Genomic DNA, 23,196 nt, shown 5'->3' on the forward strand with positions numbered 1-23,196 from the left:
TGCCACCGGCCGGTGGCAAGCGTGGGTCCGGGCCGGTCACTGCCCGGACCCCGGACCGGTGTGTCCGGCCGTCCGGTTCGCCGCCCGCCGGACATTGAGCAACGATTACTCAATTCCCCGGCACGGCTCGCTTGTCTTACGGAATGGTTGTTCAACTTTCTACGGAGGCGAGTTGTGAAGAAGAATGCGATGCGCGCGGCCCTGGTGGCCGGCGTCGCGGTCATGGCCGCGGGCCTTCCCGCCATGACGGCGCAGGCGTCGTCCGCCGAGGCGGGCAGCGGTGCGACGACCTCGCGCGAGAAGGGGCACGTGCTGTCCTGCCAGGGCCGGGCAGGAGACAGATCCATCCTGGTGGATCTGTACGACAACTCCCAGTACGGCTCCTTCGCGTCGGTCAACATCGAGGGACCCGACGGGGAGTACGGCGGCGGCTCGGAACCCGCACAGCTGTTCGTGAACGGTTCGGTCTCCGCCGACGTGCCCATCGAGCACTTCGGCGAGAACGGCGGTGACGCGGGAACCGCGACGATCCGCGGCACCTACGCACTCACCGGCGAGACGACCCGGATCCACGACGTCTACCGGGAGCCCACCTGGGTCGTCGTCACCCACGGCGTGCACCGGCAGCTCAGCTCCAGCCTCACCGTCGACGTGCTCGGCGAGACCTCGTCGCTGTCCTGCCAGCCCTCCTTCGAATACGACCTGAAGGTGACGCGGACGCCCATGTGACGCGCCGTCCCGTTCACCGAGGCCGGCCGCGGATGAGGATGCGGGCGACGCGGTGGACACCGGGGAGCCGGCCGGCTGTCACGCCCGCTGCGAAACCGCGGGCCTCGGCAGCCGGCCGGTCGCTTGAGGTCAGCTGAGCGTCGTCACGTCGAGCTTGCCCAGCCTGTGTGCCTCACGGATCTTCTTCTTGTCGAACTTGCCCACGCTCGTCTTCGGCACCGACTCGATGATCGTCCAGCGCTCCGGGAGCTGCCACTTGGCGATCTTGCCCTCGGCGGCCAGGAAGGCGCGCAGGGAGGCAAAGTCGGCGGTGGCGCCTTCCTTCAGGACGACGGTGGCCAGCGGGCGCTCGCCCCACTTCTCGTCGGGAACCGCGACGACGGCGGCCTCGGCGACGTCCGGGTGGGACATGAGGGCGTTCTCCAGGTCGACGGAGGAGATCCACTCGCCGCCGGACTTGATGACGTCCTTGGCGCGGTCGGTGAGGGTGAGGAAGCCGTCGGGGGAGATGGTGCCGACGTCGCCCGTCTTCAGCCAGCCGTCCTCGCTGAACTTGTCCGCGGGGCGCAGCGGTTCGGCGTCGGGGCCGTTGTAGTAGGCGCCCGCGATCCACGGGCCGCGCACTTCCAGCTCACCGGCCGACTCGCCGTCCCAGGGCAGGCGCTCGCCGCCGGGGCCGGTCAGCCGTCCCTCGACACCGGCCGGGAAGCGGCCCTGGGTGAGCCGGTAGGCGAACTCCTCGTCGGTGCCGACCGCGTGGGCCGGCGGGCGGGCGATCGTGCCCAGCGGCGAGGTCTCCGTCATGCCCCAGGCGTGGCAGACCCGCATGCCCAGGTCGTCGAACGCCGCCATGAGGGAGGGCGGGCAGGCCGAGCCGCCGATGGTGACCTGGGTGAGCGAGGAGACGTCGCGCGGCTTGGCGGTGAGTTCGGCGAGCAGGCCCTGCCAGATGGTGGGCACGGCGGCCGCGTGCGTCGGCTTCTCCGTCTCGATCATCTCGGCGATGGGGGCCGGCTGGAGGAAGCGGTCCGGCATCAGCATGTTCACGCCGGTCATGAAGGTGGCGTGCGGCAGGCCCCAGGCGTTGACGTGGAACTGCGGGACCACCACCAGCGACGTGTCCCGGTCGGTCAGCCCCATCGACTGGGTCATGTTGACCTGCATCGAGTGCAGGTAGATCGAACGGTGGCTGTACACCACGCCCTTGGGGTCGCCGGTGGTGCCGGAGGTGTAGCACATGGCGGCGGCCCGGCGCTCGTCCAGCTCCGGCCAGTCGTAGCGGGCCGGCTTGCCGGCGATCAGGTCCTCGTACTCGTGCACGGTCACGGAGGACCCGGCGAGCAGCGAGCGGTCGCCCGGGCCGGACACCACCACGTGCTCGACCGACGTCAGGCGGGGCAGCAGCGGGGCCAGCAGCGGCAGCAGCGAGCCGTTGACGATGACGACCTTGTCGGCCGCGTGGCCGACGATCCAGACCAGCTGCTCCGCGGGGAGGCGGAGGTTGAGGGTGTGCAGCACCGCGCCCATGGAGGGGATCGCGAAGTAGGCCTCGACGTGCTCGGCGTTGTTCCACATGAGGGTGGCCACCCGCTCGTCGTCCACGACGCCGAGGTCGTCGCGCAGGGCGTGCGCCAGCTGGGCCGCGCGGGCACCGACGTCCGCGAAGGAACGGCGGTGCGGTTCGCTCTCGCCGGTCCAGGTGGTCACCTGCGATGTGCCGTGGACCGTGGACCCGTGGGTCAGGATCCTCGAGATCAGCAGCGGTACGTCCTGCATCGTGCTCAGCACGGTGTCCTCCCGGGGCGACATTGCCAACGCGGCGGTAAGGTGTGCGCTGATTCTGCGCACATACCGCGCGGTATGTCACTAGCCGACGGTGATCGATCTGCCCGGATCGGCACCGCAAATAGGATCATGACGGTTCATTTCCGCACAAGCCCCAGCTCAGGATCGTCCCGCAGCTTGCCGAGGGCACGCGAGACCGCCGACTTCACCGTGCCCACCGACACCCCCAGGACCGCGGCCGTCTGGGTCTCGCTGAGGTCCTCGTAGTACCTGAGGACGACCATCGCCCGCTGCCGGGCGGGCAGCTTCATGATCGCCCGCCACATCGCGTCGTGCAGTGCCTGCCGCTCGGCCGGGTCGTCACCGCCGGGCACCGGCTCCGGCTCGGGCAGCTCGTCGCACACGAACTCGTCGACCTTGCGCTTGCGCCACTGCGAGGTGCGGGTGTTCAGCAACGCCCGGCGCACATAGCCGTCGAGGGCACGGTGGTCCTCGATCCGCTCCCAGGCGACGTACGTCTTGGCGAGCGCGGTCTGCAGCAGGTCCTCCGCGTCGCTCGGGTTCGCGGTCAGCGAGCGGGCGGTGCGCAGCAGCACCGGCTGACGCGCCCTGACGTACGACGAGAACGACGGATAGGGCAGAGTCTGCGTCGCCGGTTCGGCGGCGGTCGAGGCGCTGGTGCAGACGGGTGTGGTCATGGCGTCCACGCTAGGAGCGGCGCGGGCCCGGCGGATCGGCCGCAGGTCCCGAAGGGGAATCCGCCTCAGGTTGTAGGGGTGGGGCCGGCCCCACCTACTGGAGGTGGACGATCGGCCCCGGCGCACTGCGGGTTCACCCCTGGGTACGTGTCCCTGGGTGCGTGTCGCTGGGTGCGTGTCCCTGGGTGCATGTCCCTGGGTGCGTGTCCCTGGGTGCGTCCGGGCACGCCCGAGGGGTGCTCGCGGAGCGCCCGAGGGGGGAGCCCGGGTGCGCTCAGCCGTCGGCGGTCAGCAGCAGGGCCGATGTCGGCACTCCCGTGCCCGCCGTGACCAGTACGTTCTCCGCATCCGGCACCTGGTTGACGGCGGTGCCCCGCACCTGCCGCACGCCCTCCGCGATGCCGTTCATCCCGTGCAGGTACGCCTCCCCCAGCTGCCCGCCGTGCGTGTTGAGCGGCACCGTGCGCGCGGCCACGAAGTCCGCCGCCTCCCCCCTCCCGCAGAACCCGAACTCCTCCAGCTGCATCAGCACGAAGGGGGTGAAGTGGTCGTACAGGATCGCCACGTCGACGTCGGCCGGTGCCAGGCCCGCCGTCCGCCGCAGCTGGCGTGCCACCACGCCCATCTCCGGCAGCCCGGTCAGATCGTCCCGGTAGAAGCTGGTCATCTGCTCCTGTCCGCGGCCCGAGCCCTGGGCGGCCGCCGCGACGACGGCGGGCGGGTGGGGCAGGTCGCGGGCCCGTTCCAGGGATGTGACGACGACGGCCTGGCCGCCGTCGGTCTCCTGACAGCAGTCCAGGAGCCGGAGCGGCTCCACGATCCAGCGCGAGGCCGCGTGGTCGGCGAGGGTGATCGGCCGGCCGTGGAAGTACGCCGCCGGGTTCGTCGCCGCGTGCTCGCGGTCCACCACGGCCACCTGCCCGAACGCCTCCGGGGTCAGCCCGTGGACGTGCAGGTAGCGCCGGGCCGCCATGGCCACCCAGGACGCCGGGGTCAGCAGCCCGAACGGCAGGACCCAGCCGAGCGCCGCGCCCTCCGCCGACGGTTCCCGGTGCCGTACCCCGGAGCCGAACCTGCGCCCCGACCGCTCGTTGAAGGCGCGGTAGCAGACCACGACCTCCGCCACGCCCGCCGCCACCGCCAGTGCCGCCTGCTGGACGGTCGCGCAGGCCGCCCCGCCGCCGTAGTGGACGCGGGAGAAGAAGGACAGCTCGCCGATCCCGCAGGCCTGGGCCACGGTGATCTCCGGGCTGGTGTCCATGGTGAACGTGACCATTCCGTCGACGTCCGCCGGCCGCAGTCCGGCGTCCCGCAGCGCGGCCCGCACCGCCTCGGCGGCCAGCCGCAGCTCACTGCGCCCGGAGTCCTTGGAGAACTCCGTGGCCCCGATGCCGACGACGGCCGCCCGCCCGCCGAGGGCGTCCGGCACGCGCAGGCTCATGACGCACCGCCCGAGGCGGGGACCATGGCCGTCACCGTCACCGTCACCGTGCCCGTGACGTGATCGCCGACGCTGTTCGAGCCGACCACCCGGACCGTCGCGGTGTCGCCGTCGACCTCCTCGACCGTTCCCGTCAGCACCATGGTGTCGCCCGGGTGGTTGGGCGCCCCGAGCCGGATGGCCACCTTGCGCAGCACGGACGTAGGGCCGAAGTGGTCGGTGACGTAGCGGCCGACCAGGCCGTTGGTCGTCAGGATGTTCATGAAGATGTCCGGGGAACCCTTCTCGCGGGCCCGTTCGGCGTCGTGGTGCACGTCCTGGAAGTCGCGTGAGGCGACGGCACCGGCGATGATCAGGGTGCGGGTGACCGGGATCGTGAGCGGCGGGAGCTTCTCGCCGGCCCGCATGCCGGCCCTCATGCGGCCGCCTCCCGGGGACGGAACACCGGCAGCACCGGATCCTCGCCGTCGGCCTCGAATGTCAGCCGCACCGGCAGCCCGATCCGCACCTCGCCGCAGGGCACCCCCACGACGTTGCTGACCATGCGGACGCCCTCCGCGAGTTCGACCAGCGCCACCGCGTAGGGCGGGTCGAAGCCCGGGACGGGCGGATGGTGCACGACGACGTACGAACAGACCGTCCCCTCGCCGCTCGCCTCGACCGTGTCCCAGTCGGGGCAGCCGCAGGCGCCGCAGCCCGGCAGCCACGGGAAGCGCAGGACGCCGCAGCCCGCACACCGCTGGATCAGCAGGCGGCGCCGCGCGACACCCTCCCAGAAGCCGGCGTTGTCGCGGTTGACGACCGGGCGGGGGCGCGGGGAACCGGTGCGCGAGGGGCTGGTGCTCGTGGGGCCGGTGCGTGGGGAACCGGTGAGCGTGGGGCCGGTGGGCGGGGGGCTGGTGCTCGTGGGGCCGGTGCGCGGGGAGCCGGTGGGCACGAGGCCGGTGCGCGGGTGCGCGGGGGCGTACTTGAGGATGCGGAAGCGGTGCGTGCCCGCCAGGTCGGCGCCCACCCGCACGTCGGTGCGGGTCGTGACGAACCAGCCCGTCCCCAGTCGGGTCGTCTTGGGCCCGGAGACCGACTCGATCACCGCGTCGAAGGTGATCTCGTCGCCGGGGCGCAGGGGCCGGAGGTAGTCCTGCTCGCAGTCGGTGGCGACGACGGCGGTGCAGCCCGCCTCGTCGAGCAGGCCGAGCAGTTCGTCGTACGCCCGCGCGCGTCGCCCGTGACCGGAGAGGCCGCCCATGGTCCACACCTGGAGCATGGTGGGCGGGGCGACGGGATCGGGGCCGGCGTAGGCGGGGTGGGTGTCTCCCAGCGCCTCGCACCAGTGCCGGATCATGGGCGCGTTGACGGGGTCCTTGCCCCGGCACGCCACGGCCGCCGCCCGGCCCTCGTACGCCTTCAGCCGCGCCTCCAGGCCGTCGCTCCCCTCCGCCTCCGGCTCGCCGCTCACCATCGCCCCCCTCGCCGTGGCCGCTCGTCGTGCCCCCTCGTCACGGACGGCACTGCGCCCGCACGGTTTCTGACTGTCCGTCAGATGACGCGGGCTGTCAAGGTGCCCGCCCGGGCACCCGAAAACGTCTGCGCGGCGGCACCGGAGTACCACCGCAACCGCCGCACAGACGCCTTACGACCCTTGCAAAGCACGTCCCCCCGCCCCCGAGGTCAGGGCCGCCGGCTCACCCCATCGGAGCGAAGTGGATGGTGACGTTCTCGTTGCCCTGCTGAACGGCCGTGCGATCGGAGCCGTTGACCTGGACGGCGTTGCTCTGGTTCGTGGCACCGGGGCCGACCGCGTTCTGCTGCGTGGTGGACGAGTTGCCGTAGTTGTCGAGCCCGACACCGCTTCCGACGACGCTCGCGACTCCCGCGTTCGAGCCGTCGTCCGCGAAGGCGCCGTTGTCCGCCGCCGCGACTCCGGTGAACAGGGCGACTGCCAGCGGGAGGGCGGAGACGGCGGCGATGACGCGGGCGGTACGGATGCTTGCCATGTGCTTCCTCCAGAATCCGGCTTACTGGCCGGAGGTCCGTCAAGTAGGGCTTTCATCGAGGCAGTTGGCCGACCGCCCCGGCACTGTGCACGACGTCGCAAGACCAGGGTTGCCCACCGCATCCCCGGCGAACCACCCCGGAAGCCGTGATTCGCCCCTAAGTGCTACGACATGTCGATAAACCCCTTTCGCCACTTCTCCCATCGGACCAGGACAGACCATTTGCCCCCCACCCCAAGCGCCGCAAGGGGTGAAGCGTTCCGGCAGAGACCCCGTCCCCGAACTCCACCCCGGCGTGTCGCAACCACCCCCTCTTCCCTTTTTCGAACGCACGTACGAACATGGAAGCATGGCCACCACCGACCGGCAGGCCACGACGCTGGCCCTCGCGCACGCCCTGTCAGCCGCCGAACGCGGCCTGGCCGTCATCCCGCTGACCCGCACGAAACTCCCGGCCCTGCGCTCCCCCCACCGCGACGACCCCGACCCCCGCCCCTGTCACGGCGAGTGCAGCCGCTTCGGCCACGGGGTGTACGACGCCTCGACCGACCCGGCCCGCATCCGCGAGATGTTCGCCTCCGCCCCCTGGGCCACCGGCTACGGCATCGCCTGCGGCCTTCCGCCCCACCACCTCATCGGGGTCGACCTCGACACCAAGTCGGGCACGGACTCCTCGGCGGCGCTGCGGGAACTGGCGCTGCGCCACCTGTTCACCATCCCCGACACCGTCGTCGTCCTCACCCCCAGCGGCGGCCGCCACCTGTGGCTGACCGGTCCGCCGGACGTCGCGGTGCCCAACTCCGCCGGCCGCCTCGCCCCCGGCATCGACATCCGGGGCGCGGGCGGCTACCTCGTCGGGCCCGGCTCCCGGACCGACCGCGGCGTGTACACGACGGCGCCCGGCACAGCGCGCCTCGCCCCCGCGGCGTGCCCACGGGCCCTCCTGCGCCTGGTCCTGCCGCCGCCGCGCCCCCTCCATCCCGCGACGCACCCATCGGCCGGCGACCACGGCCAGGGCCTGATCCAGTTCGTGCTCGCCGCGCACGAGGGCCAGCGCAACACCCGCCTGTTCTGGGCCGCCTGCCGCGCCTACGAGAACGGCATCGGCCCCGCACTCGTCGCCCCGCTGGTCGACGCGGCCCTCGACACCGGCCTGTCCGAACGCGAGGCGAGGGCGACGATCGCCTCGGCGGCCCGCATGACGGGGCGCCGCCGTGGCGGTGAGCTGTGACCGTCAGGGCGAGTAGACCTGCTCCAGTCGGTCGATGGAGCCGTCGGCGCCGGTCTGGTACCGGAACACCAGGCCGGAGTCGGGGTGCGCGTCGATCCAGTCGATCAGTTCCTGCACGCCGATCCGCTGGTTCGCGCTGCTGTCCGTGATGGGGTTCGTGGCGGTGACGTACGCGGCCTGGTCCAGCGCCCAGCGGCTGTCCTCCCCGGTGACGACGAAGGGCACGCCGTCGCCGTCCCCGCCGGGGCACCCCCAGGCGCCGTGCTGGACGACGAGGTTCACCTTGCCGGTGCTGCCGTCGAGTTCCTCGACGCGGTACACGGCGAACTCGTCGGGGTCGACCTCGTCCGGGGTCGGCGCCTTGTCGACGCAGCCGGCGGTGGATGCGGCGGGCTTCGCCGGGGCGGCGGGCTTGACGGAAGCGGCCGGCTCGGCGCCGGAGGTCGCGGCGGACGTGCCCCCGCCGCCCTTGCCGGCCGAGGGGGTGGCCGCGGCGGCGCCGCTCGGCGTCGCGCCGGCCGCGGACGCGGCGGGCGACGAGGCTGCCGCGCCGTCGGCCACCGCTCCGGTTCCGCCGCCTCCCTGGCAGGCGGTGAGGACGGCGGTCAGCGCGACGGCCGTGAACGCGAGGACTGCGGGTCTGAGACGGTCGGCGTTCATCTGGGACATCCCCCCCCTGCTCAAGGACGACCCGATCGGCCGCACCCCGGAGCGGGAACGTAGCAGCGGCCCCCACCACACCACAGCCCCCGGCGAACGGATGTCACAGACGCAGGACAGACCCGTCACACCCCCCGGACAGGCGTGACGCCCCACACGCGGAGGCCCGGGGCACACGGACGGCCTCCGGCCAGGGCCACCGCGGACGGGTCACAGCCGCCCCGGACGGGAACGGCCCCCGACCGGAGGCCGAAAAGCCAGGTCAGGGGCCGCGTCACACTGCGGTGGGTGTGGGATTTGAACCCACGGTGACATCGCTGCCACGACGGTTTTCAAGACCGTTCCCTTAGGCCGCTCGGGCAACCCACCCCGCGCCGGCCGGTGATCGGCGGCGCGGGGACAAGAGTAACGGGTCGGTGCGAGGGTGTGCGGGTCAGTTGTCGCCGACGCGGGAGCCGAGGGTGAGGTCGACGGTGCGGGACTTGCCGCCGCGCTCGTAGGTGATCGTGACCTTGTCGCCGGGCTGGTGGGTCCAGATCTCGCCGATCAGGGTGGGACCGGAGTCGATCACCGTGTCGTCGAGCTTGGTGATGACGTCACCCGGCTTGAGGCCGGCCTTGGCGGCGGGACCGCCCGGCTCGACCGAGGCGGAGCCGCCGGAGCCCTGGTCGGTGATCTTCGCGCCGTTGGAGGAGTCCTCCAGGGAGACGGACGCGCCGATCTTCGCGTACACCGGCTTGCCGGTCTTGATCAGCTGCTGGGCGACGTACTTGGCCTGGTTGATCGGGATGGCGAAGCCCAGGCCGATCGAGCCGGACTGGCTGGTGCCGCCCAGGCCGCCGCTGCCGGTGGACTGGATCGCGGAGTTGATGCCGATGACATTGCCCTGGGCGTCGAGGAGCGGGCCGCCGGAGTTGCCCGGGTTGATCGACGCGTCGGTCTGCAGGGCGCTCATGTAGGAGGCGTTGCTGCCGGTGCCGTCGCTGGAGGCCACGGGCCTGTTCTTGGCGCTGATGATGCCCGTCGTCACCGTGTTGGACAGGCCGAAGGGGGCGCCGATGGCGATCGTGGAGTCGCCGACGGCGACCTTGTCCGAGTTGCCCAGCGTCAGCGGCTTGAGGTCGGACGGGGCGTTCTTGAGCTTGATGACCGCCACGTCGTAGCCCTGGGCGTGGCCGACGACCTCGGCGTCGTACTTCTTGCCGTTCGGGAAGGTCGCCGTGAGTTTGCCGCCGTCGACCGCGTCGGCGACGACGTGGTTGTTGGTGACGATGTGGCCCTGGGTGTCGAAGACGAAACCGGTGCCGGTGCCGCCCTCGCCGCTGGTGGACTCCGCCTGGATGGTGACGGTGCTGGGCAGCGCCCTGGCGGCGACGGCCGCGACCGTGCCGGGGTCGCGCTTGATGGAGCCGCCGCTGTCGGAGGCGGAGACCGTGGTGGAACCGGTGTTGTCGTCGTTCTTGGCCAGGGTGTAGCCGAGGCCGCCGCCCAGGCCGCCGGCGACCAGCGCGGCCACCAGGATCGCGGCGACCAGGCCGCCGCGTCCCCGGCCGGACTTCGGCGCGGGCTGCTGGTGGGGTGAGCCCCAGCCGCCGCCCGAGTCGCCTCCCGCGTCGGCGTAGGACGGGGTGGCGGGGGGCGGGGGCGGCCAGGCGGCGTCGGCGGCGGAGCCGACGGGGCCGGCCGAACCGGCGGGGCCGTAGCCCGGCGCACCGGCGGCGGGGCCGGCGGGGCCGTAGCCCTGGGGGCCGCCCGCGGGGGACGGCGTGAGCGGCGCCATCGGTGCGCTGCCCTCGTGGGCGGCGGGCGCCGAGGGAGCGGGAGCATCCACCGGCACGGGAGGTGCGGACGGGGCCGGGGGTACCGCGGTGCCCTCGTTCTCGGTGCTCACAGCTTCTCTCCTCGATCCACGGCTGTTGTCTTGGGTCACGCTGGTTCACGCTGGTCGGCGTCCGGCGCGCGACAGCTGTGCACGTCTTTTTGTATGCCGTCAGCTTTTCCCATGGTCCGTCAGGGCACCATAAGCGGCCGCTGTGGGTACGGGACCATTCCTTATATAGGTCATGTACGACAAAAAGGGCGCAATCTCGACTCCGCCGAGAGCACGCTTACCCCCTTCTCGGTGGCACCATGACGCGGTGACCCTCGCACGGCAGCACCGGATCCAAGTCGTCGCCCACCGCGGAGCCTCCGAAGAGGCCCCGGAGCACACCCTGGCCGCGTACCGGAAGGCGATCGAGGACGGCGCCGACGCCCTCGAATGCGACGTACGCCTCACGGCGGACGGCCACCTCGTCTGCGTCCACGACCGTCGCGTCAACCGTACGTCCAACGGCCGCGGTGCGGTCTCGGCGCTGGAGCTCGCCGATCTCGCCGCCCTGGACTTCGGCTCCTGGAAGACGCGGGACGCCTGGCGCACGCGCGACGAGGAGCCGGACTGGGAGCACCGGCCCGAGGACCGCGAGCACACCGCCGTGCTGACCCTGGAGCGGCTGCTGGAGCTGGTCGCGGACGCGGGGCGCCGGGTGGAACTGGCCGTGGAGACCAAGCACCCCACCCGCTGGGCCGGGCAGGTGGAGGAGCGGCTGCTGGTGCTCCTGAAGCGGTTCGGACTGGACGCGCCGGCCTCGGCCGAGGAGTCGCCGGTGCGTGTGATGAGCTTCTCGGCGCGCTCGCTGCATCGCGTGCGTGCCGCCTCGCCGACGCTGCCGACGGTGTACCTGATGCAGTTCGTCTCGCCCCGGCTGCGCGACGGACGGCTGCCCGCGGGTGTCCGGATCGCGGGCCCCGGCATCCGGATCGTGCGCAACCACCCGGCCTACGTGGAGCGGCTGAAACGGGCCGGCCACAAGGTGCACGTGTGGACCGTGAACGAGCCCGAGGACGTGGATCTCTGCGTCGAGCTGGGCGTCGACGCCATCATCACCAACCGGCCGCGGGCGGTCCTGCACCAGCTCCGCGGGTGACCGGGCCGCAGGTGGCCGGCCGCGGGGCGACCGGTGAAGACCTCTGAAGAAAAGCTTGACCTCACGACACACCTACAGCATCTTCAGTCTCGGCCACATCGCAAGAATCCAGCCACATGACTACGGGGAGTGCTCCGGCGCGTTCGCTGTGTGTTCGCTCGTTTCGAATGCGTCACCGCACCGGGATTGGCCGGTTTCCGGTACAGGCCAATGGGGCATCCACACCGTGGCGTGGGGCGAAGGAGGTCTCGGGGGTGGCGTTGGTGGTGGCACAGGAGGTGCCCACGTCGTCGAGCATGGCCGTACCCCATGGCCCTGCGGGCGTGGGCGAGGCAAGGCACCGGATGCGCGAGCAGCTGCGCAGGGGCGGGGTCTCGGAAGCGGTCATCGACGATGCCGTACTGATTCTGTCGGAGCTGTTGAGCAACGCGTGCAAGCACGGCCGGCCGCTGGGCGACGCCCTGGCCGGGGACGGTGACGTCCTGGCCGCGTGGCGGGTGGACCCGTGCGGCAGGCTCACGGTGGAGGTGACGGACGGCGGCGGTCCCACCCGTCCCGCTCCGGCCACGCCCTCGGTCACCGCGCACGGCGGCCGCGGGCTGAACATCATCACGGCGCTGGCCGACGACTGGGGCGTACGCGACGACGTGCGCGGCGAGGTCACCGTATGGGTGGTGGTCCACCAGGACGTTCATGATCCGGACGCCGGGTACCGCCGCGACGACTTCGCTACGCGCGTCACGGCCCCGTCCCTGTCCGCGATACGCGGGCTGGCCGGACTGGACTTCGCGGACGCGTTCGACGACCTGGACTGACTGACCCTTCGGACGACCTGGACTGACTGACCCTTCGGACGACCTGGACTGACCCTCCGGGCGACCTGGACTGACCCTCCGGGCGACCTGGGCCCGCCTATGAGCGACCCGGGGCGACCGTCCAAGCGTCCTGGACCGGCCTCCGGGCGACCTGGACCGGCCCGCAGGCGACCCGGGCCGACCGTCCGGGCGACCTGGCCCGGCATCCCGGCGACCTGGCCCGGCATCCGCGGGGCGTTCCGCCCGGCCCCCGACGGCACGCGGGCCGCGTCGTCCACAGGCTCCCGTGTCCCGTGGCGTGAACGGCTAGGCTCCCGCCCGTACGAGACAAGCCGTAACCGGGAGACCCCACGATGGCCAAGAAGCGACCTCAGACGAAGGCCAAGCGCCCCCAGACCAGCGTCGGGGCCGGCGCCGCAGGCGCTGATGGACAGGTTCCGGTTGTCGGCGCCCGCGAGCCCTGCCCGTGCGGCAGCGGCCGCCGCTACAAGGCCTGCCACGGCCGGGCCGCCGCGCAGGCCGTGACCGAGCTGGTGCAGCGTCCCTTCGAGGGGCTGCCCGCCGAGTGCGACTGGGTGGCGCTGCGCGAGCTGGTTCCGGCGGCCACGGTGGAGCTGGCGCTCAAGGACGGCCTGCCCGAGGGCGTCCCGTCGGTCACCCTCGCCACGGTGCTGCCGATGGCCTGGCCGGCGCTGCGCCGCGACGACGGCTCGGTGCTGCTCGGCCTGCAGAACGACACGGCCTCCGGAGACATCAGCCGCGACCTCGCCGACACCCTCCAGCGCGCCCTCACGGCCGAGCCGGGCACCCCCGTCCAGGGCCGCCGCGCTCCGGCCGACGGTCCGCGGCTGCAGGATCTGCTCGATCCCGAAGGCGCCTTCGAGCCAGTTGTGCACAGCGGCTTCGAGTTCTGGGTCCCGGACTCGGAGAACGCCACGCCGGAGGTCACCGCCTCCCTGGAGCGGGCCAACGCCGCGGCCATCCCGACGGTCCGGCTGACCGGCGTGGACGCCGCGTACTGGTGCCGGACACCGGAGAAGAACCATCTGCGGTGGGTCATGCCGCACGAGGAGGAGCGGCTTCTGGACGCCCTCGCGCGGCTGCACGCGGCGGGCCGGTCGAACCTCGGCGAGGGCACCCGTCTCGTGGGCTCCTTCCGCGCTCACGGGCTCACCGTCCCGGTCTGGGACCTGCCGAGCGAGGTCGGCGCGGAGGACGTGGAGAAGCCGGCGGCCGAGTTCGCCGAGCGGCTGGCCGACGCCCTCGCCGCGGACGCCCCGCTGACCGCCGACGAGCGCCGGGCGCGCGGCGGCCTGACCAACCGGCAGGTCACGCTCAGCTGACAGCCGTGCGAGGGGTGGTCCGCACGGCCGGTCCGTCCGGCCGGACCGGCCCTCGCGCGGACCGGAAACTTCCCTCACAACTCCCTTGCCGCGCAAGCGGATAGGTGACTGGAAAGCCCGGATGGAATTTGCGAACCGCCGATCTCTTGTTACCGTTCCAGTAGCCCGGTTGCTGGTGCATCCCCCGTCGCCAGCAACCGGGTCTTTTCATGTGCACGGTTCTTCACAGAAGGTCGTCACCTGTCAACTGGCCGCTGACGCACGGGTGTTGCTACCGGATCGCGGGCGTCGCCGCCCTGCTCCGGGACACTCACGGGCGTCAGAGGGCGCCAGAGGGCACCGACGGGCGGCGGCGGGGGTGGCAGGCGGCGGGGCAGCCGACGGCGACGGCCCGCGCGCGCCCGGTCCGGCGCGCGCCCGGCACCGTCACAGCTCGGGCGCGCTCACACCCGTACGCGTGATGGCCTCGACGACGGCGTCCACCACGGCCTCGACGTCGGGCACCCAGGGGGCGGCGGAGCCGGGCAGCGGCGCGCGCTCCCAGCGGATCTCACCCTCGCCGGTCTCGGACGGTGGCAGGGCGATGTAGCCGCCCTCGCCGTGGAAGCGGAGGGAGCCGGGGACGAAGTCCTTGGCGTACAGCAGCTCGCCCAACTGCTCCATGGAGTACGGCTTGACGAGGATCGCCCAGCGGCTGGGCGAGGCGACGACCGGGCCCAGGCGCATGCCCGCGCGGTCCAGGGCGGTCAGGGCGTGCGCGGCGGCGAGGGCCGGCAGGCTGACCGCGCAGGGGGCCTTGCCGCCGGTGGCCAGGATGATCGGCGCGGTGGGGCGGTTGGTCCACCACCAGCGCACCATGCGGGCGTCGGCGGTGGCCGCGAGCAGGCCGGGGTCGAAGGGATGCGCACCGGGCACCGTGCACTCGGGGTCGGGGCAGCCGCAGCGCCCCTTCAGGTCCGCTGTCACGCCGGGGAGCACGGGCCACTGCCATCCGGCCGCGAAGGTCAGGGCCGCGCTGATCGACTCAGGCCTCCCGTCGCTGCGCTGGGACAGGAGCCTGCGTCGCCTTCCGAGGATCTCGCGCATGAGCGCTCGTTCCTTTCCGTTGCACCGCTGGCAACACCGTGGGCCACATCACACCATGTGTAGATCACTTCACTGTGCGTACCTGTTGGCGCGTCACACCCCTGCCGGAGGCACAGGGAAACCCCTCTTGGCCGAGCGTCGGCTGCGTCCGCGGCAGCCTCGCCCTTGCTGCGTCTGTCAAAAGCACGGGCGTGGCGTGGGGGTGGCGAAGTCTGGCGTTTTGCGTCGCGCGTATTTCTCTTCGCCTCCGCCACGGGAGGATGGGGCACGGTCGTCGGTGGATAGGACGCCCGGGTCGGTCACCAGGTTCCGGGCGACTGCCAACCGCCCCTGGTCTTCTCCGAGTACGTACCCATCACGACCGCTGTGACGCTCCGTGGAGCAAACCCAGTCGACCGCAATACGCCGTCGCCCGAGTCATTTTTAGGCCAACTTTGCTTTTTAGCAAGGGGTCCACTGGCTCCTCAGGGACACCAGGAATCCCCGCAGGACAATGCTGGACATCCCCTTACGAGTGCGTGTACATGTGGAGACACTGCCAGCGGCGCAGAACGACATGGGGGTTTGCGATGCTTTTGAGCAGTACGCACCGGTCGGAAAGCCGGTTGCCATGAACGCCCCTCACCCTCCGAAAGTGGCCGGAATCGATTCAACGGTTCCGGCTCCCGCACACACTGTCGCGCCCGTGTCCGTCGTCTCGGGTACCTCGCCGGTCACGCCGCCAAACCCGCCCTGCGCCCTGCTCCAGGACCGCCTCGCCGGCTGGGTCTCGGACCTCACGACCCTCCACGAACTGACCGAACGTCTGGTGCGCACGGACGCGCTCACGGACGCCCTGACCGAACTGCTGCGCGCCGGGTCCGCCCTCGTGGGCGCCCGGCGCGGCCTCGTCGTGCTGGAGCCCGGCGACGGGCTCGGGCCGGACACCACGATCGGCCTGGGTCTCGCCCACGCGGACCTCGGTCACATCGAGACCGTGCCGCGCAGCGCCATGTCGTACGGGAGGATCCTGGACGGACTGCCGGGCTGCGACCGTGAGATCGCCCAGCCCGACCTGTTCTCCGAGGACGGGCTCGACCCGCGCCACCGCGAGGTGGCCGCCCGCCTCGGCTACGCCGCCAGCTACGCCCTCCCCCTGGCCACCGACGCCCTGGGCCGCGTCGGCGCGGCCGTGTGGCTGTACGACGAGCCCGCCGAACCGAGCGAACGCCAGCGTCACCTCGTCGGCCTGTACGCCCGGTACGCCGGTGAGCACCTGGCCCGGCTGGTGGAGGTCGAGCGCGCCCGCACCCGCATGGCGACGATGGCCGAGGAGCTGCTGCCCTCCCGGCTCCCCCGCGTCGCCGGCGTCCAGCTCGCCGTGCGCCACCGCACCGGACCGCGCGGAGGCGGCGACTGGTACGACGCGCTGCCGCTGCCGGACGCGGCGCTGGGTCTCGCGGTCGGCTCGGTGACCGGCTCGGGCCCCAGCGCGGTCGCCGCGATGGGCCGCCTGCGGGCGAGCCTCAGGGCGTACGCGGTGATGGAGGGCGAGGACCCGGTCGCCGTGCTGTCCGACCTGGAGCTGCTGCTCAGACTCACCGAGCCCGCCCGCTCCGCGACCGCCCTGTTCGGCTACTGCGAGCCCGCGCTGCGCAAGATCACGCTGGCCGGTGCCGGGCACTGCCCGCCGCTGCTGCTCGGCGAGGGCCGCGCGGAGTTCGTCGAGACGTCCGTGTCCGCGCCGCTCGGCATGCTCGCCTGCTGGGAGGCGCCGAGCGTGGAGATGCAGGCGGGGCTCGGCGAGACGGTGCTGCTGTACACCGACGGGCTGCTGCACCGCACCGGCGACGCGATCGACCGCGCCTTCGCCCGGCTGCACGCGGCGGCGGCCGGCGTGCCCCGGGTGCTGCGCCACGACCCCGACGCGGTCGCCGACCACGTGCTGCGCACGATGCTGCCCGACGGGCTGGACGCGGCCGACAGCGCGGACGACGTCGTTCTGCTCGCGGCGCGTTTCGACTGACCCCGGGTGAGCCGGGGCGCGCGTCTCGGCACGTACGCCGCCGTAGATGCATCCTCATACGCACGCCTCCGCACGCACACGTCTCCATATGCGCGTGCCGCCGTGCGCGGTGACGCGTCGCTGCCCGCGGTAACAGGTCCTCGGGGCCTGGGCCCCCTTCCGTACGACCGTACGATGGAGCGGTCCTGTGCCGTATCAAGGAGGATGACCGTGGCTGATGAGCTCTCGGCTGTGACCGACGGAGCTGCTGCCGCAGCGGCCCCGGAGGCTTCCGGGGAAGAGCCGATCGAGCAGCGCAAGAACGGCCTGTACCCAGGTGTCTCCGACGAGCTGGCCGAGAACATGAAGTCCGGCTGGGCCGACACCGAGCTGCGCGACCTGCGGCCGATCGCCCAGGCCGCCGAGACCGCCGCCCGCCGCGCCGCGCTGTCCGCGCGCTTCCCGGGCGAGCGTCTGGTCATCCCGGCGGGCAACCTCAAGACCCGGTCGAACGACACGGAGTACCCCTTCCGCGCGTCGGTCGAATACGCCTATCTCACCGGCGACCAGACCGAGAACGGCGTACTCGTACTGGAGCCGAAGGGGGACGGCCATGTCGCCACGCTGTACCTGCTGCCCCGCTCGGACCGCGAGAACGGCGAGTTCTGGCTCTCCGGCCACGGCGAACTGTGGGTGGGGCGCCGGCACTCGCTGACCGAGGCGGCGAAGCTGTACGGCATCCCGGTCGCCGACGTCCGCGAAATCGCCGACACGCTGCGCGGGGCCACCGGCCCGGTGCGCGTGGTGCGCGGGTACGACGCCGGCATCGAGGCCGCCCTGACCGACAAGGTCACCGCCGAGCGCGACGAGGAGCTGCGCGTCTTCCTGTCCGAGGCGCGGTTGGTGAAGGACGCGTTCGAGATCGGCGAGCTGCAGAAGGCCGTCGACTCCACCGTGCGCGGCTTCGAGGACGTCGTACGGGTCCTCGACCGGGCCGAGGCCACCAGCGAGCGCTACATCGAGGGCACGTTCTTCCTCCGCGCGCGCGTGGAGGGCAACGACGTCGGCTACGGCACGATCGCCGCCGCCGGCCCGCACGCCTGCACCCTGCACTGGGTGCGCAACGACGGGCCGGTGCGCTCCGGCGACCTGCTCCTGCTGGACGCGGGCGTGGAGACGCACACCTACTACACGGCCGACGTCACCCGCACACTGCCGGTCAACGGCCGCTTCACCGAGCTCCAGAAGAAGATCTACGACGCGGTGTACGAGGCGCAGGAGGCCGGCATCGCGGCCGTGCGGCCGGGCGGCAAATTCCGCGACTTCCATGACGCGGCGCAGCACGTGCTGACCGAGAAGCTCGTCGAGTGGGGCCTGGTCGAGGGTCCCGTGGAGCGGGTGCTGGAGCTCGGGCTGCAGCGCCGCTGGACGCTGCACGGCACCGGGCACATGCTCGGCATGGACGTCCACGACTGCGCCGCGGCGCGCGTGGAGTCGTACGTCGACGGGACGCTGGAGCCCGGCATGGTGCTCACCGTCGAGCCGGGGCTGTACTTCCAGGCCGACGACCTGACCGTGCCCGAGGAGTACCGGGGCATCGGCGTGCGCATCGAGGACGACATCCTGGTCACCGAGGACGGCAACCGGAACCTCAGCGCCGCGCTGCCGCGCCGGTCGGACGAGGTGGAGGCGTGGATGGCCGCCCTGACGGGCAGCAAGGACAGCAAGGACAGCAAGGGCTGATACGCAGCGGATGGCCGGGTACCGGTGGGGTGCCCGGCCATTGACGTGCCCGGCCGTTGACGTGCCCGGACGCACGTGCCCGGTCATGCGGCATGCCCGGATGCGCGTGCCCGGACGCACGTGCCTGGATTCACGTACCTAGGGGGAGGGTCTTCGTGGAGGACTTCTGGTCCGGTGTCGGTGTCGATCTGCATCTGGAACCCGAGGCCGGGGACGGCCGGCGCATCGGTCTGGAACGGGCGCTGAGGGACGCCGTGCGGGACGGCCGGCTCGCGCCGGGCACCCGGCTGCCGGCCACCCGGCGGCTCGCCACCGAGCTCGGGATCTCGCGGGGCACGGCCAAGGCGGCGTACGACCAGCTAGTCGCCGAGGGATACCTGACCGCCCGCCAGGGCTCGGGCACCCGGGTGGCCTCGCTGCCCTCGGTCGACACCGGCACGCCGGAGGCGGCGGCGCACGCGCGCGTGCCCCGGTTCGACCTCAGCCCCGGCAGCCCGGACGTCGGGGCGTTCCCGGCGGCGGCCTGGCTGCGCGCGCTGCGCCGCGCCATCGCGACGGCGCCCCTGCTGGCGTACGACTACGGGGACCCGCGCGGCCGCGTCGAACTGCGCACGGCGCTGTCGGGGTACCTGGGCCGGGCGCGGGGCGTCATCGCGCCGCCCGAGCGGATCGTGATCACCTCCGGGTACGTGCAGGGGCTCGCGCTCCTCACCCGCGTGCTGGGCGGCGCCGGGATCGCCATGGAGGACCCCGGCCTGCCCTTCCACCGGGAGGTGGTGCGGCACAACGGCGGGACCGTGGTGCCGGTGCGGGTGGACGGACGCGGCGTGTGCGCGGAGGAGTTGGGGGACGTCGGCGCGGTCGTCGTCACCCCCGCCCACCAGTACCCGACCGGGGTGACGCTGCACCCGGAGCGGCGGCGGGCGCTGACGGACTGGGCACGCGCGCGTGGCGGGCTGATCGTCGAGGACGACTACGACGGGGAGTTCCGCTACGACCGCCAGCCCGTCGGCGCGCTCCAGGGCATGGCGCCCGGGCAGGTCGTCTACCTCGGCACCGCCTCCAAGACCCTCGGCCCCGCGCTGCGGCTCGGCTGGATGGTGCTGCCGCCTGATCTGGTCGACGCGGTGGCCGACGCCAAGCTGCACAGCGACCACCACACCGAGACGATCGGCCAGCTGGCGCTCGCCGAGCTCATCGACAGCCACGCCTACGACCGGCACGTGCGCGCGGGCCGGCTGAGGTACCGGCGGCGCAGGGACCAGCTGCTGGACCGGCTCGGCTCCCGGCGCGCGGTGCGCGGGATCGCGGCGGGGCTGCACGCGCTCGTGGAGGTCGCCGACGAGGCGGACGTCCTGGCGCGGGCCGAGGCGGAGGGGCTGGCCGTCGGGCACCTCGGCGACCACTGGCACACCCCCGGCGAGGGACGGCCGCAGGGGCTCGTCGTCGGCTACGGGACACCGCGGGAACGGGTGTACCCGGAGGCGCTGGAGGTGCTGGCCAAGGTCCTGGACGGAGCCTGACCGGCCCGGTGCCGGCCCGTATTGGGCCATCAGATCGGGTTCGTATTGGATCTGCCGAGCGATCCATTCCCTGCCTGGCGTCGACGGCATGACCAATCGCCTAGTCCCTTCCGCGGGTCCGCGACGCGTCCTGGCGCTGGCCCAGTTGTCCCATTCGATCGGCGACGGCGCCTACTACGTGACCTCGGCGCTGTCCTTCACCCGGGTGGTCGGGCTGGCCCCCGCGCGCGTGGGGCTCGGGCTGACCCTCGCGTGGGCGGCAGGCTCGGCGGCCGGGGTGCCGCTCGGGCGGCTCGCCGACCGGCGCGGGCCGCGCGGCACGGCGGTGCTGCTCGCGTCGCCGACGGCGCTCGCGGTGGCGTCCTTCCGCGTCGTACGCGGCTTCGTGCCATTCCTGGCGGCGGCGTGCGCGTACGCGACCGCGCAGTCGGGACTCGCGGCGGCCCGGCAGGCGCTGCTGGCGGGACTGGTGCCCGCGGGGGAGCGCACCGGGCTGCTCGCGCGTCTGCAGTCGACGCTGAACGCCGGGCCGGCGGTGGGCGCGGGACTCGGCGGGCTCGCGCTGCAGGCCGGGACGCGGGAGGCGTATCTCGCGGTGCTGGCGCTGGACGCGGTGAGCTTCGCGGCGTGCGCCGGGATGCTGTCGCGGCTGCCGTCGGTGCCGCCCGCGACGCCCGCGACCTCCGTGCCGCCCGCGACCCCCGTGGCCCCCGCGCCGGTGCGTCGGCGGGACTCCCTCGGGGTGCTGCGCGACCGCCCGTACGCCCTGCTCGCCCTCCACAACGCCGTGCTGCTGCTGCGGATGCCGGTGCTCAGCCTGGGGCTGCCGCTGTGGATCACGGAGCGGACCAGCGCACCGGTCTGGCTGGTCTCCGCGCTGTTCGTCCTGAACACCGTCGGGGTGACGCTCCTCCAGGTGCGCGCGGCCCGCTCGGTCACCGGGCTCGCGTCGGCCACGCGCGTCCTGCGGCGGGCCGGATGGGTGATGTGCGGGGCGTGCGCCGTGTTCGCTGTCGGCGGGGGGCTCGCCCGGGCTCGCGGTGGGCGTCCTCGTCGCGGGGGCCGTGCTGCAGGTGGTCGCGGAGACGGGGCAGTCGGCCGGTTCCTGGCAGCTGTCGTTCGACCTGGCCCCGGCCGGCCGGGTGGGCGAGTACCAGGGCTTCTTCGGCACCGGGGTGACGGTCGCCCGGACCCTGGGCCCGCTGGTGCTGACCTCGCTGCTGGTGGGGTGGGGGACGCCGGGGTGACTGCTGCTGGGCGGCGTGACGGTCGCGGCGTCCTACGCGATGGGGCCGGCGGCGCGCCGGGCGGCCGCCGGCCGGACGGGCGGAGACCTCAGGCAGCCGGCAGCGGTGAGGTGACCGGCAGCGGTGCGGTGACCGGCAGCGCGTCCAGGAACAGCGCACCCGCCAGCAGGCCCGCGCTCCCCCGCGGGCTCCACCCGCGCGCGTCCAGGTCGGCGTCGAGGGCGTGGAGGGCCTCCTGGCCCGCCCCGGTCGCCGTGCCGCCCGCCTCCAGCACCGCCCGGGCGCCCGCCTGCACGTGCCGGAGGCCCACCGGGCCCGCGGCGTACAGCAGTTCCGTGTCCTGGAGGGTGGACATCACGGTCAGCAGGGCGTCGAGCCGGGCCTGTTCCTCGGTGGCACCGGCCGAGCGGGCCGCGGCGAGCGCGTCCGACGCCCGCCGTACGTGCGGGAACCCGGCCCTCGCCTCGCCCCGGGCCCCGGCGGCGCCGTACTTCGCCGAGATCGACGAACCGCGCGAGGGGCGGCGCGGGGCGCCCCGTTCGGTGTGGGCGGCGATCCGCTTGGCGACGGCGGTCACCTCCGCCGCCTCGGCCCGCGGGGCGATGGCGGCCGCCGCGACGAGGAAGCCGAGTATCCACAGGGCTCCCCGGTGGCCGCCGCCCGCGAGGCCCACCGTGTGCTCGGTGGACCGGCCGATGGCGCCGAGTTCGGCGCGCAGCCGCGGTGTGGGCTCGCCGGTGCGGCGGGCGGCGGCAGCCATCGCCGCGAGGCCGGGCGCGAGCGCCTTGGCCGACCAGCGCAGGGTGCGGTGATCCTGACGGGCGGGTACACCGAGGTCGCGCGGGTCGGGCAGGCCGGGCTTGGGAGCCAGCGCCAGCTGCCCGGTCAGCGCCGCCACGGCGGCCCGCGCCAGCGTCTCGTCCTCGCGGCTGCTCATGACCGCACTCTACGAGGAGGACGCCGACGGGGAGGCGGAGTCGCCCGGAGCGCCGCTCGGCGGCGTCCCCGTCGGGGCGTCGCCCGGCGGGGTGCCCCCGCCGCCGCTGCCGGCGCCCGTGTTCTCGGCGTCCGGATCGATGCCGAGAGTGAGGAAGCCCTTGTAGCCCTTCGACGGGTCGCGCTTGTGCACGGCCTTGAGGGTCAGCAGCCCGCTGGAGGCGCCGCCGCCGTCGTAGACCATGTCGTCGGCGAGGCGGGTGTAGGTGCCGGTGTGCTTCGCGTACGGGTCGAGGACGAAGATCTCCTCGGCAATGTCGTCGTCGAAGAACAACTGGCCGGTGTGGTTGACCTTGCCGCCCTCGTAGGTGCCGTCCTCCTGCGCGCCGCCCGTGTGCACCTTGACGTGGATGTGGCAGGTGCGCGGGGTGTACCAGCCCGGGAAGATCGTCTCGAACTTCACCACCCCGTTGGCGTTGGCGATCTGGTAGCCGCGCAGGTACGTGTCGTCGTTCGCGCTGTCGCCCTCCTCGCTCTCCGCGGGCGCGGAACCGCCGGGGTTGGCGGTGGTGTAGCCGGAGTAGTAGCCCCAGGCGTCGCAGTGCCAGATCTCCACGGCGGCGCCCGCGACCGGGGTGCAGCCGTCGGTGGCGTCGACGACGGTCAGGCGCAGGGTCAGCGGGACGCCGCTCTTGCCCTCGGTGATGTCCTTGCGCACCAGCGCGCCGTCGAGGTGGTAGGGGCCCTCGGTGACGCTCGACATCAGGGTCATGCACGCGCTGCCGGTGGAGGTGGCCGTGGCGGCGGCCGAGGTCCCGGAGGCCGTGTCCGCGAACGCCGTCTGGTAGCCCGCGGCGGCCAGGCCGCCCGCCGCGACCGTGCCGCCGGTCACCGCGAGGGCGCGGCGACGGCTGATCGATGTGTCCTTGTGGTTTCCCGTCATGCCCAGGACAGTAGGAAGGCCGTCCGTCAGGGAGATGAGGCCCGGCCGGCAGCCGGCTGTGAATGCCGGGGA

The 23,196-nt window shown here is 73.0% G+C and carries 19 protein-coding genes, 1 tRNA gene and 1 pseudogene; 9 read left to right on the top strand and 12 right to left on the bottom strand.

Annotation, left to right across the window (positions count from 1 at the left end):
* The first annotated feature begins 174 nt into the window (after window positions 1-174).
* Complete coding sequence (locus tag AB0G63_RS08830) at window positions 175-729, top strand: hypothetical protein (protein WP_360746446.1); 555 nt, start codon at window positions 175-177, stop codon at window positions 727-729.
* A 129-nt stretch (window positions 730-858) separates the two neighbouring features.
* Here AB0G63_RS08830 and AB0G63_RS08835 read toward each other — a convergent pair whose 3' ends face one another.
* The 6 genes from AB0G63_RS08835 to AB0G63_RS08860 form a co-directional block, all read right to left on the bottom strand.
* Window positions 859-2,538 carry a long-chain fatty acid--CoA ligase gene (locus AB0G63_RS08835; protein ID WP_360746448.1) on the bottom strand — a complete coding sequence of 560 codons (1,680 nt, stop codon included), beginning with the start codon at window positions 2,536-2,538 and terminating at the stop codon, window positions 859-861.
* Between the two features lie 113 nt (window positions 2,539-2,651).
* Window positions 2,652-3,212 carry a SigE family RNA polymerase sigma factor gene (locus tag AB0G63_RS08840; RefSeq protein WP_360746451.1) on the bottom strand — a complete coding sequence of 187 codons (561 nt, stop codon included), beginning with the start codon at window positions 3,210-3,212 and terminating at the stop codon, window positions 2,652-2,654.
* A gap of 274 nt (window positions 3,213-3,486) precedes the next feature.
* Window positions 3,487-4,653 carry a lipid-transfer protein gene (locus AB0G63_RS08845; RefSeq protein WP_360746454.1) on the bottom strand — a complete coding sequence of 389 codons (1,167 nt, stop codon included), beginning with the start codon at window positions 4,651-4,653 and terminating at the stop codon, window positions 3,487-3,489.
* A complete protein-coding gene (locus AB0G63_RS08850; protein ID WP_360746590.1) occupies window positions 4,650-5,060 on the bottom strand; it encodes a MaoC family dehydratase in 411 nt (136 codons plus the stop codon). Before AB0G63_RS08850 ends, AB0G63_RS08845 begins: the two co-directional genes overlap by 4 nt.
* 8 nt (window positions 5,061-5,068) lie before the next feature.
* On the bottom strand, window positions 5,069-6,112 hold the full coding sequence (locus AB0G63_RS08855) for an OB-fold domain-containing protein (RefSeq protein ID WP_360746457.1): 1,044 nt from the start codon (window positions 6,110-6,112) through the stop codon (window positions 5,069-5,071).
* 223 nt (window positions 6,113-6,335) lie between these two features.
* On the bottom strand, window positions 6,336-6,647 hold the full coding sequence (locus AB0G63_RS08860) for a hypothetical protein (protein WP_360746460.1): 312 nt from the start codon (window positions 6,645-6,647) through the stop codon (window positions 6,336-6,338).
* Between the two features lie 349 nt (window positions 6,648-6,996).
* Here AB0G63_RS08860 and AB0G63_RS08865 point away from each other — a divergent pair, with 349 nt between their 5' ends.
* On the top strand, window positions 6,997-7,878 hold the full coding sequence (locus AB0G63_RS08865; protein ID WP_360746463.1) for a bifunctional DNA primase/polymerase: 882 nt from the start codon (window positions 6,997-6,999) through the stop codon (window positions 7,876-7,878).
* 3 nt (window positions 7,879-7,881) lie between these two features.
* On the opposite strand, the gene AB0G63_RS08870 is transcribed toward AB0G63_RS08865, so the two are convergent.
* The 3 genes from AB0G63_RS08870 to AB0G63_RS08880 all read right to left on the bottom strand — a co-directional run bounded on the left by AB0G63_RS08870 (window position 7,882) and on the right by AB0G63_RS08880 (window position 10,429).
* Window positions 7,882-8,547, bottom strand: coding sequence for a hypothetical protein (locus AB0G63_RS08870; protein ID WP_360746466.1), 666 nt, complete (start codon window positions 8,545-8,547; stop codon window positions 7,882-7,884).
* A 273-nt stretch (window positions 8,548-8,820) separates the two neighbouring features.
* Window positions 8,821-8,907 (bottom strand) — tRNA-Ser (locus tag AB0G63_RS08875).
* Window positions 8,908-8,971: 64 nt separating this feature from the next.
* Window positions 8,972-10,429 carry a trypsin-like peptidase domain-containing protein gene (locus AB0G63_RS08880; protein WP_360746468.1) on the bottom strand — a complete coding sequence of 486 codons (1,458 nt, stop codon included), beginning with the start codon at window positions 10,427-10,429 and terminating at the stop codon, window positions 8,972-8,974.
* Window positions 10,430-10,676: 247 nt separating this feature from the next.
* Between AB0G63_RS08880 and AB0G63_RS08885 the strand changes: the two genes are divergently transcribed.
* The 3 genes from AB0G63_RS08885 (at window position 10,677) to AB0G63_RS08895 (ending at window position 13,662) form a co-directional block, all read left to right on the top strand.
* On the top strand, window positions 10,677-11,504 hold the full coding sequence (locus AB0G63_RS08885) for a glycerophosphodiester phosphodiesterase (protein WP_360746471.1): 828 nt from the start codon (window positions 10,677-10,679) through the stop codon (window positions 11,502-11,504).
* A gap of 167 nt (window positions 11,505-11,671) precedes the next feature.
* Window positions 11,672-12,319 (top strand): ATP-binding protein, encoded by a 648-nt coding sequence (locus AB0G63_RS08890; RefSeq protein ID WP_360746474.1) that lies wholly within the window; start codon window positions 11,672-11,674, stop codon window positions 12,317-12,319.
* A gap of 353 nt (window positions 12,320-12,672) precedes the next feature.
* Window positions 12,673-13,662 carry a DUF5926 family protein gene (locus AB0G63_RS08895; protein ID WP_360746477.1) on the top strand — a complete coding sequence of 330 codons (990 nt, stop codon included), beginning with the start codon at window positions 12,673-12,675 and terminating at the stop codon, window positions 13,660-13,662.
* 426 nt (window positions 13,663-14,088) lie between these two features.
* Here AB0G63_RS08895 and AB0G63_RS08900 read toward each other — a convergent pair whose 3' ends face one another.
* A complete protein-coding gene (locus AB0G63_RS08900) occupies window positions 14,089-14,748 on the bottom strand; it encodes a bifunctional DNA primase/polymerase (RefSeq protein WP_360746480.1) in 660 nt (219 codons plus the stop codon).
* 493 nt (window positions 14,749-15,241) lie between these two features.
* On the opposite strand from AB0G63_RS08900, the gene AB0G63_RS08905 reads away from it, so the two are divergent.
* The 4 genes and pseudogenes from AB0G63_RS08905 (at window position 15,242) to AB0G63_RS08920 (ending at window position 21,359) form a co-directional block, all read left to right on the top strand.
* Window positions 15,242-16,753, top strand: a complete 1,512-nt coding sequence (locus tag AB0G63_RS08905; protein ID WP_360746483.1) for a PP2C family protein-serine/threonine phosphatase — start codon at window positions 15,242-15,244, stop codon at window positions 16,751-16,753.
* 204 nt (window positions 16,754-16,957) lie between these two features.
* Window positions 16,958-18,475: an aminopeptidase P family protein gene (locus tag AB0G63_RS08910; protein ID WP_360746486.1), complete on the top strand. Its 1,518-nt coding sequence runs from the start codon at window positions 16,958-16,960 to the stop codon at window positions 18,473-18,475.
* 155 nt (window positions 18,476-18,630) lie between these two features.
* Window positions 18,631-19,998, top strand: a complete 1,368-nt coding sequence (locus AB0G63_RS08915; protein ID WP_360746489.1) for a PLP-dependent aminotransferase family protein — start codon at window positions 18,631-18,633, stop codon at window positions 19,996-19,998.
* Window positions 19,999-20,086: 88 nt separating this feature from the next.
* Window positions 20,087-21,359: pseudogene (locus AB0G63_RS08920) on the top strand (MFS transporter).
* Here the strand turns inward: AB0G63_RS08920 and AB0G63_RS08925 are convergent.
* Together AB0G63_RS08925 and AB0G63_RS08930 are read right to left on the bottom strand one after the other, a co-directional pair.
* Window positions 21,334-22,182, bottom strand: a complete 849-nt coding sequence (locus tag AB0G63_RS08925; protein ID WP_360746492.1) for a triphosphoribosyl-dephospho-CoA synthase — start codon at window positions 22,180-22,182, stop codon at window positions 21,334-21,336. The pseudogene AB0G63_RS08920 and the gene AB0G63_RS08925 overlap by 26 nt on opposite strands.
* Window positions 22,183-22,191: 9 nt before the next feature.
* On the bottom strand, window positions 22,192-23,124 hold the full coding sequence (locus tag AB0G63_RS08930; RefSeq protein ID WP_360746495.1) for an intradiol ring-cleavage dioxygenase: 933 nt from the start codon (window positions 23,122-23,124) through the stop codon (window positions 22,192-22,194).
* Window positions 23,125-23,196 lie beyond the last annotated feature (72 nt).

It is taken from the genome of Streptomyces sp. NPDC020996 (assembly GCF_040641355.1).
In the GTDB taxonomy this organism is placed as follows: domain Bacteria; phylum Actinomycetota; class Actinomycetes; order Streptomycetales; family Streptomycetaceae; genus Streptomyces.